Source organism: Hymenobacter jeongseonensis (assembly GCF_015694725.1).
Classification (GTDB): domain Bacteria; phylum Bacteroidota; class Bacteroidia; order Cytophagales; family Hymenobacteraceae; genus Hymenobacter; species Hymenobacter jeongseonensis.
Map to the genome: position 1 here is coordinate 865,730 of NZ_JADQDQ010000001.1, position 14,253 is coordinate 879,982.

Here is a 14,253-nt window from a genome sequence, read left to right on the forward strand (position 1 = left end):
CGATAGGCTCAGCAGGACCGTTCTGGTGTTGGTCAGGCTTGAAACTTATCGCCGCTTCCGCGCCTTGATGGCCTTCACGCCAGGTGCCGAGCCGCCTTTTTTGCCCACATTGGCTTTGGAGCCCTTGGTACTCTTCTTTTTGCCTTCCTGAAACGGTTTGCCGGTGCGCTTGTCAATGGTCACGCCGGGCTTAATCCATTCCTTCTTTTCGTGGAAAGCGCCCTGAAACGTGGGGTCCAGCTTCTTGCGGCGCTCGTCGAGCTCGCGGCCCATCTTCTGCTGCTCCTCAAAGGGCGTTTCCTCAATCACCACTTCCTCCGGCAGCGGCAGCACGGCTATCTGCTGATTAATGAGTTGCTCAATCTCGGATATGTGCACCATCTCGGCCTCGTTGGCAAAGGTGATGGCGGCCCCGATGTGCTGCGCCCGGCCCGTGCGCCCAATGCGGTGTACGTAGTCGTCGTGCACAATCGGCACGTCGAAGTTGATAACGTGCGTCACCTGCGGCACGTCGATGCCGCGGGCGGCCACGTCGGTGGCCACCATGTAGCGCACTTCGCCCGCCCGAAAGGCGTCCATGCTGTTGATGCGGGCATTTTGGCCCTTGTTGCCGTGAATCACGCGCACCTCGCCAGCGGGTGCCTTGCGGTCCAGAAAGTGGGCCACCTGGTCGGCGTGTTCCTTGGTGCGGGTAAAGAGCAGCACGCGCGTCATGGTTTCGGCGTCGCGGTGCAGCAGAAATTCCAGCAGGTTGATTTTGGTGAGCAGGTTGGGCGCTTGGTACAGGACCTGCGTGACCGTGGAGGCTGTTTTGGCCGGTGGGCTCACTTCCACGCGCACCGGAAATTCCAGAAATTCTTCGCTGAGCAGCGTCACCCGCTCCGGCATAGTGGCCGAAAACAGCACATTCTGCCGCTTGCGGGGTATTACCTCCAAAATGCGCCGAATCTGGGGCATAAAGCCCATGTCCATCATTTTGTCGGCCTCGTCCATTACGAAGGTCTTCAGGTCGCGTAGCACCAAAGCGCCTTTCAGGTAGATTTCCATCAGCCGGCCGGGCGTGGCAATGAGCACATCGACGCCGGCGGCAATGGTTTCAATCTGCGTTTTGGGCCCTAGGCCGCCGTAAATGGCGAAAATGCGCAGGTCCGTATTCACGGCCAGCGCTTTCAAGTGCGTTTCAATCTGAATAGCGAGCTCGCGGGTAGGCGCCAGCACCAGTGCCCGAGGGTTTGTGCCCTGGGCGTACTTGGCTTTCATCAGCAGGGGCAGGCCGAAGGCGGCGGTTTTGCCGGTGCCGGTTTGGGCAATGCCCAGCACGTCGTGCCCGGCCAGCAGCAGCGGAATGGTCTGCTGCTGCACGGGGGTCGGTTCCGTAAAGCCGGCCTGGGCTACTGCGGAAAGCAGTTGTTTGTTAAGCTTAAAGTCGTCAAATGACGGGATAGTATTGGGTTCCATTCTGCAAAGGTCGGGGTTTTGGCGCGGGCAACCCGCAAGCGTTACTAACTAGTCTGTCATCCTGAGCGTAGCGAAGGACCTTCTCACGCTTGTATCAATTAATTAAAGCGCGTTATTCAACGGGGAGAAGGTCCTTCGCTACGCTCAGGATGACGGATGATGTGAAGCTTTGCAAATGGGAACAGCAGGCCGCTCAGAACTTTTTTTGCCCAATCCGGCTTCCTTTTCTATCTTTGCACCACCAAAACCAACACGGTAGATATAGCTCAGCTGGTTAGAGCGTCGGATTGTGATTCCGAAGGTCGTGGGTTCGAGCCCCATTATTTACCCACTAATTAAGTCCCCGGAGGTTTCCGGGGACTTTTTTTTTAATTGCCGAACGTTGTAGTGTGGATTGCGGCGCGGCAATGGAAGCCCATGGCGCCGCTGCCGGTTCGTAATCGCCTGTTTTTACCGACAAAACCTTAAATAACAGTTACATGAGTCTTCTCGTCATCGGCAGCGTCGCATTCGACGCCATCGAAACGCCCTTCGGCAAAACCGATAAAATCATTGGCGGCGCCGCCACTTTTATCAGCCTCTCGGCGTCCTATTCGCTGAAGCCCGTGAAATTGGTGGCCGTGGTGGGTGAAGATTTTCCGCAGTCCGACATCCTGCTGCTCGAAGAGCACGGCGTGGACGTGGAAGGCCTGCAAGTGAAGCAGGGCGAGAAGTCGTTTTTCTGGTCGGGCAAGTACTCGCGGGACCTGAACTCGCGCGAAACCCTCGTGACGGAACTCAACGTGCTGGCTGATTTCGACCCCATCATCCCCGATGCTTACCAAGATTGCAAGTACCTGATGCTGGGCAACCTCGCTCCGCAGGTGCAGCGGCTGGTCATCCAGCGCCTCGTGAACCGGCCCAAGCTGATTGTGATGGACACCATGAATTTCTGGATGGACATTGCCCTGGAAGACCTGATTGCAACCATCGAAATGGTGGACGTGCTCAGCATCAACGACGAAGAAGCCCGCCAACTCAGCGGCGAGTACTCCCTGGTGAAGGCCGCCAAGAAAATCCTGGCCATGGGCCCAAAGTTTCTCATTATTAAGAAAGGCGAGCACGGCGCGCTGCTCTTCCACAAAAACAAAGTGTTCTACGCCCCGGCGTTGCCTTTGGAAGAAGTATTCGACCCAACCGGCGCCGGTGACACGTTCGCGGGCGGCTTCATCGGCCACCTCGCTGCCACCGACGACATCAGCTTCGAAAACATGAAGCGGGCCGTGATTCACGGCTCGGCCATGGCTTCGTTCTGCGTCGAAAAGTTTGGTACCGAACGGTTGCTCAATCTTACGGCTGACGAAGTGGAAGCCCGCGAGGCATTGTTTGCCGAGTTGGTGAAGGTGATGCCGGCTGCCGCTATTGCCAACGTAGCCTAAGCGGCAGTTGTGGGCGGGTTGGGCAACTTTTTGGCGGCGGATGGGTACAACTATACTCCTCCACAACTAACCTTCCAAACGCTATGGGACTCGCCAAGAAAGACACCGACCTGCAGAACGAAAAAACGTCCGTTAACCCGGCCGCTAACACGAAAAAGAAAAGTACCCAGGTGCAAGCGCCCAACGTGAGCAACGTGTCGACGCACGGCAACACCACCGACGGCAATAGCCACGGCAACGAGCCGCGCAAAACCACGCCCATCCGCAACAATCCCCAGGGCAACCGCCCCATGTCGGTAGACGGCGGCGGCAAAGGCCCCGGTAAAAAAGGGGACTAGTGTAACTTGATTTAATAAAAAGAAGCCCCGTCACTCAAAGTGGCGGGGCTTTTTTGCGCTGTAAGAATTCGCTTAAAAATCCCAGCCCAACCAATTGCGGAAGCCCGCCTGTTGGGCAGCATCGGCCGTTTCCAACTGGTCGATGGCGTACTTCTGCCCAAAACTGGCCCCCGGCCTACCCGCTAGGTGCACCGTCAGCAGGCGATTTTGGCGGAATACACTTACCTCATAAGCCGGTGCGTCGCCGCTGAGGAGGCTTTGCAGATTCATATCCACGCGTCGCCCGTTTACGGCCACGATTTCATCGTCCACAGTTAGGGCCGCCGCCGCTGGCGAGCCCGGCCAGATGACCGTTACTTCGGTGCGCTCGTTCTTCACCACCGTCCGAAAACCGAACGTGCCCTCCGAGGCCGAGCCATTTTCCGCGACCAGCAGCTGGCAGCCCACCGTGTGCAGCACCTTGTTCAAGGGCTCGGTAAGCGGGGCGGTGCCGTAGATGAACTTGTCGAAATAAGGCTGCATGTCGCGCCCGGCTACTTCGTTCACAATCCGGATGTAGTCGGCCTCGGTGTAGCCAATGCCGGTTTTGCCAAACTCCTCGTACAGCCGGCGCATCACGTCGTCGAGGCTGCGGGCGTGGCCGGAAAGCTGCCGCAGCGTCAAATCCAGAATCAGCGCCGCCAGCGCGCCCTTGTGGTACACCGACACCTTGCGGTCGGGCACCCCGTTTTTATACCCATCAAGCCAAAGGTCCATGGAGGCATCGGCCAGCGAGAGGTTTTCGCCGCCGGCGTCGTCGTAGTGCTTGCGCAGCACGGCATTCAACTCCTCAAAATACTGCGCGGGTGTGTGCACCTGGCAGCGCGCCAGCAGGTATTCGCCGTAGTACGTCGTGATGCCTTCGGCGATGAAACAGGTGCGGAAGTAGTTTTCGCGGCTGTAGTCGTAGGGCTGCATCTCGGCGGGCCGAATGCTTTTGATGTTCCAGGTATGGAACAACTCGTGGCAGCTCACGCCCAGCAGCTCTTTGTAGAGGCCGTCGCTCATAATCAGCTCGGCCGGGCCCAGCGTAATTACCGTCGAGTTGTTGTGCTCCACGCCGTGGTAGTGCTTGTAGGGCAGAAACTGGTTCAGGAAATGGTAATCCGCCACTGGAAACCCGCCGAACATCGCCAATTGCTCATCCGAAAACGCCTTGAAATCGCCCAGCAGTTTGGGCCAATTCAGCTTGGCGTCGCCCTGCACCCAAAAGTGAAAGGGCAGTCCGCCCGCCTCATACTGCTGGTGCACCAGCGTGGGGCTGGCAATAAGCGGCGAGTCGGCCAGCTGGTCGAAATTTTGCGCGGCCAGCACATTTGGGCGGCTTTGGGGCAGCCCGCAGGCAATTTGCCAATCTTCAGGAATTGCTAAGGTCAACTCACAGGCTTCCTCTTGGCGGCCTTCCGCGTACATCAGCCCTTGCACGGGGTTCAGGTACAGCTGCGACTCGTCGAGCCAGGAACCGCCCGCGTCCATTTGGTGGGCGTAGAAATTGTAGCGCACCCGCACCGTCAGGCCAGCGGCGTTAGCCACCTCCCACCGGTCTTTGGTGAGCTTGCGAAAGGGCAGGGGCTGGGTTGTGGCCGCATCAAACACCTCTACTTTCTGAAGCTTTTGCGCGAAGTTTTGCAGCTCGTAGCGGCCCGGTCGCCAAGCGGGCAGCTGCAACTCCAGCGGGGCCGTGGCCCCAGTAGGCACATCCAGCGTCAGCTCGATTTGGAGGTAAAACGTGAGGGGGTTTTCGAAGGAAATCCGGTAGTGAATCATCGCCAAAGCAGGATAAAAGTGGCTAAAGCTACTGCGAGCCGGCCATTACCGGTAAAAGTGGCTGAGGGCCTTGCCTTTTCCAGAGAAAGCCCGTACCTTTGCCGGCCCAACTCGAAACTAGACATCTCATGAAACGTACCTATCAGCCTTCGAAGCGTAAGCGTGTTAACAAGCACGGCTTCCGTCTCCGCATGGAAACCGCTAACGGCCGCAACGTACTGGCCCGTCGCCGCGCCAAAGGCCGCAAGCGCCTCACCGTATCCGACGAAGGCAAGCACAAGCGCTAGCCGTCAGCTGTTAGCTGCAAGCGGTTAGCTAATAGCTCACTTTATGCAAGAACCACAATCGCCGGGCTTGCCCTCTCCATCGGAGAAGGAGCCGGGGGCTGCGGTAACCGGAGTGGCGCCAGCCCGGCGCTATACCTTTCCAAAAGAGGAACACCTGTGTCGCAAGAAGCTCATCGAAGAGCTTTTTAGCAAGCAGAGTTCCTCTTTTGGCGTTTACCCCCTCCGCTTGGTGTGGGTGCCGAGCGCCGCGCCCACCACGGCGCCCCCGCAGGTGCTCATCAGCGTGAGCAAGCGCACGTTTAAGCGTGCCGTCGACCGCAACCGCCTCAAACGGCTCATCCGGGAGGCGTATCGACTCAATAAATATCGGTTGCTGGAGCAACCCGGCGGGCATCAGGTCGCTCTTCTAGGTATTATCTTCACGGGCAAGGAAAAAAGTCCGCTGACGTTGGTGGAAAAAAAATTAATTTCCGGAATACAACGTTTGCTAGGCACCGGTACGGAGACATCCGCCCCGCTGCCGGCCCCGTAGATTCGCCTACCTGCTACCTGTATTTTTATGACTATCCGTAAAAAACTACTCGCTACGTTTGCTTTGAGCACGTTGGGTCTGGTATCCTTCCGGGCTGCTTCCGACAACGAACGGTACTTCGAAATTGCCAAGAACCTGGACATTTTCGTCACCCTGTTCAAGGAGGTGAATACCTACTACGTGGACGAAATAACGCCCGCCAAGCTGGTGAAAACGGGCATCGACGGGATGCTGCGCTCGCTCGACCCCTACACCAACTACATCCCCGAGGACGACATTGAGGATTTCCGGACCATGACCACCGGGCAGTACGGCGGCATTGGGGCCTCGGTGGTGAAGCGAAACGGCAAAACCATTGTGCAAAGTGCTTATGAAGGCTACCCGGCCCAAAAGGCCGGCTTGCTCCCCGGCGATGAGATTCTGAACATCAACGGCGTAGTGGTTGATAAAAAGACCAATTCCGATATCAGCAAGCTCCTCAAGGGGCAGGCCAATTCGCTGGTGAAGCTGATGGTGACGCGCTACGGCCAAACCCAGCCCGTTCAGATTGACATTACCCGCGATAGAATTCAGGTGGATAACGTGCCGTACACGGGCATGATTTCCGGCGATGTCGGCTACTTCCAGCTCGGTACCTTCACCGTGGATGCGGGCAAGGAAGTGCGCATGGCCGTGAACAAGCTCAAGGAGCAGGGCGCTAAGAAAATTGTGTTCGATATCCGCGACAACCCCGGCGGCTTGCTGAACGAAGCGGTGAATATCTCCAACCTTTTCATCGACAAAGGTTTGGACGTGGTGAGCACGAAAGGCAAGGTGACGGAGTGGAACAAAACCTACAAGGCCCTTGACCAGCCGCTCGATACCCAGATTCCGGTGGCCATCATCACGAGCAACCGGTCGGCCTCGGCTTCGGAAATCGTATCGGGCGTGTTGCAGGACTACGACCGCGCCGTGCTGGTGGGCGAGCGCACTTTCGGCAAAGGCCTTGTGCAGGCTACCCGCCCGCTGAGCTACAACTCGCAGTTAAAAGTGACGACGGCCAAATACTACATTCCCAGCGGCCGTTGCATTCAGGAAATTGACTATGCCCACCGCGCCGACGACGGTTCCCTGGGCAAGTTTCCGGATTCGCTACGCACTGCTTTCAAAACCACTGCCGGCCGCACCGTGTACGACGGCGGCGGCGTGGCTCCCGACATTGAAGTGCAGGACCGTGAAATCGCCGACATCACCCGCGTGCTGCTCCAAAAAAGCTACCTGTTTGACTACGCTACCCGCTTCCGAGCCGAGCACGCCAGCATTCCGCCGGCCCGCCAGTTTAAACTGACCGATACCGACTACCAGAAATTCGTGGGTTTCCTCCAGGGCAAAAACATCAGCTACAGCACCGACGCTGAAAAAGCCCTCACCGACCTCGGCAAAAAGGTGAAGGATGAAAAGCACTACGACGACGTGAAAGCCGAACTCGAAGCCATCCGCAAGAAGGTGACCATGAACAAGGCCAACGACCTGCAGCGCTTCAAGCCCGAAATCAAGGAGTTGCTGGAGCAGGAAATTGTGTCGCGCTACTACTTTGAGAAAGGCCGCACCGAAGCAGGCTTCGACGACGACCCCAATATCATCGCCGCCGTGGCTGTGCTGAACGAACCCAACCGGTACGCAGCCCTGCTGAAGCCGAGCGGCCAAGCTGCCAGCGCGAGGAAGTCGGCCGGGACGAAGTAGTTTTGGACTGCGTTAAGTGAAAAAGCAGGCGCTGAGAGGCGCCTGCTTTTTTGTTAAGTAATAATCAATGGAGCATTCAATACTAAAGGCGAAATCTTGGCAGGTATTTCTAGTACTCCTTGCCTGCTATTTTATTTCCTGGTTTGTTAAAGACGATGACATGAGTGAGATGTTGAAACTGATTGGCTTCAGCATCTTTTGCATCTGGCTTGCTTTGATTGGTAACACAATGAACCAGATTGAGAAAGCGAATGAGAAAACCGGAGTAACCCTATTTGTTGTCAATGTCGTTTTGGTAATGGCTGCTCCTATTATCAGCAAGCTTTTATCAAACTCGGACTTCATTGTTACGCCATCAAGCTTCAATGCAAAAGGATTATGGGTAGTCCCCGCGCTGTATGTATTCATTGCTTATATCCAAATTCATTGGTTTGTGGCTTCATCAGTTGTGGCAAACGAGCAAGGGCAAAAACCGGAATTTAGCCATACGTTAGGCACAGCTGTACTGCTAATTATTTGGCCGATAGGAGTATGGTTCATTCAACCCCGCCTCAACCGCATTTATAACGCTATTCAAGCCGATACCCTTGATTATCCTCGCACTTGAGACCTCTTCTCCCGTCTGCTCGGTAGCCCTGCACCGCATTGCTGACGCTTCTTTGGTTGGCCAATCTGAATTGCGACTGGATAAGTCGCACTCCACGCACCTTACTATATTAATAGAGCAGCTGCTGGAAAATACGGGCCATTCCCTCGCCGACCTCGCCGCTGTGGCCGTGAGCGACGGGCCTGGTTCTTACACTGGCCTGCGCATTGGCGCTGCCGCTGCCAAGGGCTTGTGCTTTGCGCTGGATATTCCTTTGGTAGCGGTGAGCACATTGAAAGCCCTGGCGGCACAGGTAGCCGAAGTCACGGCTTGGCCCGAGACTCAACTGTATTGCCCAATGCTGGATGCCCGGCGTACGGAAGTGTACGCCGCTATTTACAGCCACGAGGGCCAAGAGGTGATGGCGCCCACGCCGCTGCTGCTCGATGACGACACGCTGGCCGAACAATTGGCCCATCACTCGGTGTTATTCTTTGGAAACGGTGCCGCCAAGTTTCAGCCATTGCTGGGGGAGCAGCCCAATGCCGGTTTTCTGAAAGGCATTGAGCCGTCGGCAGTAGCGGTGGGGGCGTTGGCCGTCGCTGCTTTTCACCGCCAGGAATTTCAGGACGTGGCGTATTATGAGCCGTTTTACTTAAAAGAAGTGTACACCACTACGCCGAAAGCGAAGTAGCGTGGACTCTGAGAGTCCGCGTTTCCTCTCGCCTTTTCACTCATTAATAAATTCGCGGACTCTCAGAGTCCACGCTACTCTATGGAACCTCTTTTCGTCAACCGCGTCGCCAACAGTGGCCTTGTTACCATAAATCTGGAGGAATTCATCCATCCCGGCGAACGGGTGATTTATGACCTCAAGGACAACCTTTTTCACGGCCTCATCCTACGCGAAAAGGACTTTCGCGAGTTCATCAAAACCAACGATTGGGCGCAGTATGACGGCAAGAATGTCGCCATCATCTGCTCGGCCGATGCCATTGTGCCCACCTGGGCTTACATGCTGCTGGCCACCAAGCTGCAAAACCACGCCCACCGCTACGTGTTCGGCAACCTTGACGCTTTGGAACAATCCTTATTCGAAGAAGCTATTGCCGCCATCGATACCGAAGAATACCGCGACGCCAAAGTGGTAGTGAAAGGCTGCGGCAATGTGCCCGTGCCCACCTTCGCCTACGTGGCCATCATGCAAAAGCTGCTTCCCGTCACCAGCAGCATCATGTACGGCGAACCGTGCAGCACCGTCCCGCTCTACAAAAAGCCCAAAGCCGCCAGCGTGGCGGGATAGGCACAATTCTGGCTCTTACGCCAAACGCAGCGCAGCACCTCATCACTTCAGAACTACTCGTTCAGATGCGATAAGGTGCTGCGCTACGTTTGGCGTAGGAGATGGGCGCAGTAATGCTTCGCATCTTTGCCCTATGCCTGAGCTTACCCGAACGCCCTACAAAATCACCTTCCTCACCGGCGCGGCCATTGTCATTGCCAACATGGTGGGAACGGGCGTGTTCACCAGCCTAGGATTTCAGGTGCTGGGCATCCAAAGTGGCTTTGCGTTGCTGATGCTGTGGTTGGTGGGCGGCCTCATTGCGCTGTGCGGCGCCGTTTGCTACGGCGAACTCGCGGCGGCTATGCCCCGCTCGGGTGGCGAATACCATTACCTGAGTCAGATTTATCATCCCGCGCTCGGGTTCTTATCCGGCTGGGTGTCGGCCACTGTGGGTTTCGCCGCCCCCACCGCGTTGGCCGCGTTGGCGCTGGGCACTTATGCGAAAAGCGTGTGGCCCAGTTTGCAGCCAGAGTGGCTTTCGGTAACGGTGGTGCTGTTGCTCACCCTCGTGCATGGTACCAGCACTCGCGCGGGCAGCCGGCTGCAAGTTATTATTACCACTATTAAAGTAGTTGTGCTGGTGATTTTCATTGGCGCCGGTATGGTGATAGGGGAGGGGCAGCCGCTCAGCTTCGCGCCCGATGCCGCCGGCTGGCGCGCTTTGCTTAGCCCCGCGTTTGCCGTGTCGCTGGTGTATGTGAGCTACGCCTACTCGGGTTGGAACGCCGCGGTGTATGTGACGGGCGAAATCGAAAACCCCAAGCGCAACCTCTCCCGCATTCTGCTGGCGGGTACCGCTGTGGTGCTCCTATTATATGTAGGGCTGAACTATGTGTTCCTGCGCTCCACACCGTTGGATGCCTTGAAGGGCCAATTGGAAGTGGGTTTTGTAGCGGCTACTTCCCTATTTGGGCCCCTTGGCGGGCGGCTTATGGGGGGCGTCATTGCGGCCCTGCTCGTTTCGACCATCAGTTCCATGGTATTTGCGGGCCCGCGCATCGTCCAGACTATGGGGGAAGACATTCCCGCGCTGCACTTCTTGGCTCCCAAAAGCCGCGCTGGAATTCCGGTCCGGGCGTTAGTGTTGCAAACCATCATCACGCTGGCCTTTATCCTGAAACCAAGTTTTCAGGGCGTTTTGGTCTATGCCGGGTTTGTACTGAACCTGTTTACCTTCCTCACGGTGCTGGGCCTGTTTGTTCTGCGTTGGCGCCAGCCCGATTTGGCCCGGCCGTACCGCGCCTGGGGGTATCCCTTCACGCCGCTCATTTTTCTCGGCCTCAGCGGCTGGACGCTGGCTTTTATTCTGAGCGAAAAGCCCATAGAGTCGCTCTATGGCTTGGGTACATTGGCGGTTGGGGGCTTCGTCTACTTCATCACCACCCGCTTTGCCACGTTGCAACCAGCCACGAGAGGCTAACGCAGCGCCGTAACTTGCATTACCAATTCAAGCTTCGCAACAGAAGCTACCGTTTTCATACCCCATATTATATAATGTATTTCCGCACCGCTGCGCTCCGGTTTCTGCCGGCCGCTCTGCTCTTGCTCTCCGCCTGCTCCGAGTCGACTACCAAAACAGAAACCACCATTTCTTCCACCCCAGAAGAAACCATGGCCACCACGGCAGCAGCCATGGATTCCACTAAGTCGGCTGTTCCCCAATCCGCCGCCACCCCGCGCCCCGACCGCTCCACCGCTCCCGATACCGCCTACGCCCAGGATGTGGCCATGTTTCTCGGCGGCCAGCAGCCCAGCCAGCGCAGCAACCTCACCCCACTCGCCGCCCAACCCGCCTGGCAAGTATTCGCCAAAGACCAAGACAAAAGCTGGGATAAGTACCGCGCCACCCACACCACCAGCATGATGAAGTGGGCCAGCACCGAACTCGATTCCGTGCATGCCAACAGCCCCACCATTTTCTATCCCTTCAGCGGCCCCGATTTTCTGAACGTCTTCACGATGTTCCCCACCAGCCAAACCTACGTGCTGATGGGCCTAGAGCCCGTTGGCAGCGTACCCGCCCGCGCCTCGCTCGCAAATCCCAAGCTGTTTCCCGCCGTCAAAGCGTCGCTCTGGTCAGTCCTGAACTTTAGCTTTTTTCGCACCAACGACATGGCCGTCGACCTAAAGTCCGTCGAGCTCGATGGAGCCTTGCCCCTGATGATGCTGTTCGCCGCCCGCACCGGCAACCAGGTCACCGCCATCCGGCCCGTGCAACTAGACGCCACCGGCCACCTTCAAGATGCTTCCACCGATACCGCCCAAGCCAAGAACCCCAAATTCGTTCAAGGGGTCGAGATGAAACTGCGCGGTCCCGACGGCCAGTCTAAAACCGTTTACTACTTCTCCGCCGACCTCAGCGACTGGAAGCTGAAGGCCAATAGTGCTCCAATTGAGTTTGTGCGCAGCTTAGGCCCGCTTACGACCTATGTAAAGTCGGCTACTTATTTGATGCATAAATCGTATTTCAACCAAGTGCGCCGCTTGGTTCTCCGCCGCAGCCGCTACATTCTGCAAGACGATTCGGGTATTGCCATGAAGTTCTTTCAAAAAGGTGCTTGGCAGTTCAATCACTACGGTACCTACAAGCGTCCCATCAATCTTTTCGCCAAACATTACCAGCCCGAACTCACCGCTGCCTACCGCGACACCACCCGCCGTCCCAAAGCACTGCCCTTCGGCACCGGCTACAACTGGCGCCAAACCGATTCCAATCTGCTCCTCGCTCGCCGCCTAATCCCCGTAGCTGAGTAGAACCAATACAAACCAGCCTCACAGGGCCGTGGTGGCAACACTGCGGCCCTTTTTGTTTTTATCCATTATGAAGCTGCTTCCTCGAAATCGTTTTTCAATCTTCTATATAATAGGAGTAACCTTTTTGTTGATGATTGGCACGCTAGCTACCATAGCTGCCACTACCAATCGCCAAGCTGCCTTCCGCCTGGGGAGCGGCGTAGCGCCTGGGAGGGGAGGGGATTATGGATTAACCTTCACCGACTCTCCCTTGCTGGATTCCCTTCTTCGCACGAATCCGCTGCTAGCGCGCGTCGCCACCAATCCCAAATACGAACTCCAAATCATCTACACCCAAATCAACCGCGACGCTCAAAACCGCCCCACCTTCACCCCCCACACCTACCACCTCAATCCGCAGCAATACTTCAACCCCGCTAGCTTGGTCAAACTACCTGTCGTAGCCCTTTCCCTCGAAAAGCTCAACGACCTCAACATACCCGGCGTCACCCGCCGCACCATCATGGCCACCGGCACCGCCTACCGTTGCCAAACCCCCGTGCTCTTCGCCGCTCCCGCCGATTCCGACCGAACCGCCACCGTCGGCAACTACATCAAGCGGATGCTACTAGTCAGTGACAACGTTGCCTACAATCGCCTCTATGAATTCCTCGGCCAGCGCCCGCTCAACGAGCGCCTCGCCCAACTCGGTCACCCCAACGTCCGCATCACCCGCCGCTTCGCCCCCTGCGATACCATCGCCAACCGCCACACCAATCCCATCAGCTTCCACACTCCCCAAGGCGATACTATATATAAAGAGTCCGCCAAGTACAACCCCACGCCCTACCTCAGTCCCTTGGGCCGTGTTCTCAAAGGCCGTGCTTACCAAGCCGGCCGACGCATTATTCCCGAACCCTACGATTTTACTGCCGCCAATCACCTGCCACTGGCCAACATCACCGCCCTCCTGCAAAGCATAATATTCCCCGAATCCGTCCCGGCCACCCAGCGCCTCCGCCTCACCACCTCCGATTTAGCTTTCCTTCGCCGTTACCTCCACGCCACGCCCCACGAGTCTGGCTTCCAGCCTTGCACGTCTGCCCGCTACTTCGACGCTTATAAAAAATACCTCTATTATGGCCGCAACCCCGAAATCTCCCGTCAATCTGCCCTCCGCATCTACAACATTGTCGGCATGTCGCACGGCTACCTTGCCGATGTCGCCTATTTCGCCGACACTCTCCACCAATCCGAATTCCTCCTCAGTGCCGTCCTCTACGTCAATCAAGACGGCATTATTAACGACGGTGCTTACGAATACGACAGTATCGGCCTTCCTTTCCTGGCCCAACTGGGCCGCCAAATCCGGCAATATGAAGCCCAACGCCTCCGCCGTTACCGCCCCAATCTCACCGAGTTCTTCGCTCCCGAGCCTATTCGCTAAATTTTACCCAAAATCCCTCGCGGGCTAAGTCGCTGATTCCTAAAAGCCCCTTGCCTCAAATCCCCTCCACCTGCGCTTTCGCAAGTATCAATCTTCCAGCCACACCTTGTAAAGCCAGAAAATCACCCTACTTTTGCAGTCCCAAATCGTCAAACGGACTACGGGTTCTGCTAAAGCAATTGCTCCAACAGAAAATTTACCAGCAAGGAACTTCACGCCAACAATACTTGTATTGCCCCCCGTGTCAGCTTAGCAAACGCTTAAGAAAGTAATTTCAAAAGTTCTTGCGAAAGCCGAAAAAAGCGCCTTACCTTTGCACCCCGCTTCGATAGGAGGCGGAAAAATCTTGAAAAGCGAAACGAAGAGAAAATAAAAATATCACTCGTTTGCTTGCCGGATAAAAACTTCTGCTTACCTTTGCACTCCCAATCGCAAGAAGGGAAAGAAAGAAAGCAAAAATAGGCCGCTTCGGCAGCCGCACTATCGCACCAACTGGGTGAGGTACACGTTCTTTGAATGTTTGGAAAAGACAAATAGTAAGGGTGGTTCGCCGCAAGGAGAACCACAACCATTACAAGCGT

At 56.4% G+C, this 14,253-nt stretch carries 14 protein-coding genes and 1 tRNA gene; 12 read left to right on the top strand and 3 right to left on the bottom strand.

Annotated features, from left to right (window positions below):
• Positions 1–45: 45 nt before the first annotated feature.
• A complete protein-coding gene (locus tag I2I05_RS03605) occupies positions 46–1,458 on the bottom strand; it encodes a DEAD/DEAH box helicase (protein WP_196280813.1) in 1,413 nt (470 codons plus the stop codon).
• A gap of 255 nt (positions 1,459–1,713) precedes the next feature.
• Here I2I05_RS03605 and I2I05_RS03610 point away from each other — a divergent pair.
• The 3 genes from I2I05_RS03610 to I2I05_RS03620 all read left to right on the top strand — a co-directional run bounded on the left by I2I05_RS03610 (position 1,714) and on the right by I2I05_RS03620 (position 3,214).
• Positions 1,714–1,787 (top strand) — tRNA-His (locus tag I2I05_RS03610).
• A gap of 150 nt (positions 1,788–1,937) precedes the next feature.
• A complete protein-coding gene (locus tag I2I05_RS03615) occupies positions 1,938–2,876 on the top strand; it encodes a PfkB family carbohydrate kinase (RefSeq protein WP_196280814.1) in 939 nt (312 codons plus the stop codon).
• A gap of 83 nt (positions 2,877–2,959) precedes the next feature.
• The gene (locus I2I05_RS03620; protein ID WP_196280815.1) at positions 2,960–3,214 is read left to right on the top strand and encodes a hypothetical protein; all 255 of its coding nucleotides are present in this window, start codon (positions 2,960–2,962) and stop codon (positions 3,212–3,214) included.
• 72 nt (positions 3,215–3,286) lie between these two features.
• On the opposite strand, the gene I2I05_RS03625 is transcribed toward I2I05_RS03620, so the two are convergent.
• Positions 3,287–5,020: a M61 family metallopeptidase gene (locus I2I05_RS03625; RefSeq protein WP_196280816.1), complete on the bottom strand. Its 1,734-nt coding sequence runs from the start codon at positions 5,018–5,020 to the stop codon at positions 3,287–3,289.
• A gap of 128 nt (positions 5,021–5,148) precedes the next feature.
• Here I2I05_RS03625 and rpmH point away from each other — a divergent pair, with 128 nt between their 5' ends.
• From rpmH to I2I05_RS03670, 9 genes are all read left to right on the top strand, one after another.
• Positions 5,149–5,307 carry a 50S ribosomal protein L34 gene (rpmH, locus tag I2I05_RS03630; RefSeq protein ID WP_046246180.1) on the top strand — a complete coding sequence of 53 codons (159 nt, stop codon included), beginning with the start codon at positions 5,149–5,151 and terminating at the stop codon, positions 5,305–5,307.
• Between the two features lie 43 nt (positions 5,308–5,350).
• Positions 5,351–5,839, top strand: a complete 489-nt coding sequence (locus I2I05_RS03635; protein WP_196280817.1) for a ribonuclease P protein component — start codon at positions 5,351–5,353, stop codon at positions 5,837–5,839.
• 27 nt (positions 5,840–5,866) lie between these two features.
• Positions 5,867–7,561: a S41 family peptidase gene (locus I2I05_RS03640; protein WP_196280818.1), complete on the top strand. Its 1,695-nt coding sequence runs from the start codon at positions 5,867–5,869 to the stop codon at positions 7,559–7,561.
• A gap of 67 nt (positions 7,562–7,628) precedes the next feature.
• Positions 7,629–8,168 (top strand): hypothetical protein, encoded by a 540-nt coding sequence (locus I2I05_RS03645; protein WP_196280819.1) that lies wholly within the window; start codon positions 7,629–7,631, stop codon positions 8,166–8,168.
• Positions 8,149–8,841 (top strand): tRNA (adenosine(37)-N6)-threonylcarbamoyltransferase complex dimerization subunit type 1 TsaB, encoded by a 693-nt coding sequence (tsaB, locus tag I2I05_RS03650; protein ID WP_230688104.1) that lies wholly within the window; start codon positions 8,149–8,151, stop codon positions 8,839–8,841. The genes I2I05_RS03645 and tsaB overlap by 20 nt, the downstream gene beginning before the upstream one ends.
• 81 nt (positions 8,842–8,922) lie before the next feature.
• On the top strand, positions 8,923–9,450 hold the full coding sequence (locus I2I05_RS03655; protein ID WP_196280820.1) for a DUF2480 family protein: 528 nt from the start codon (positions 8,923–8,925) through the stop codon (positions 9,448–9,450).
• A gap of 133 nt (positions 9,451–9,583) precedes the next feature.
• Complete coding sequence (locus tag I2I05_RS03660; RefSeq protein WP_196280821.1) at positions 9,584–10,912, top strand: APC family permease; 1,329 nt, start codon at positions 9,584–9,586, stop codon at positions 10,910–10,912.
• A gap of 74 nt (positions 10,913–10,986) precedes the next feature.
• Entirely contained in the window at positions 10,987–12,246 is a 1,260-nt protein-coding gene (locus I2I05_RS03665) for a hypothetical protein (protein WP_196280822.1), read from the top strand.
• A 250-nt stretch (positions 12,247–12,496) separates the two neighbouring features.
• On the top strand, positions 12,497–13,672 hold the full coding sequence (locus tag I2I05_RS03670; RefSeq protein WP_196280823.1) for a serine hydrolase: 1,176 nt from the start codon (positions 12,497–12,499) through the stop codon (positions 13,670–13,672).
• A 260-nt stretch (positions 13,673–13,932) separates the two neighbouring features.
• Here the strand turns inward: I2I05_RS03670 and I2I05_RS21770 are convergent.
• Positions 13,933–14,253 (bottom strand): hypothetical protein (locus I2I05_RS21770; protein ID WP_230688105.1); only part of this gene is annotated, 321 nt, incomplete at its 5' end.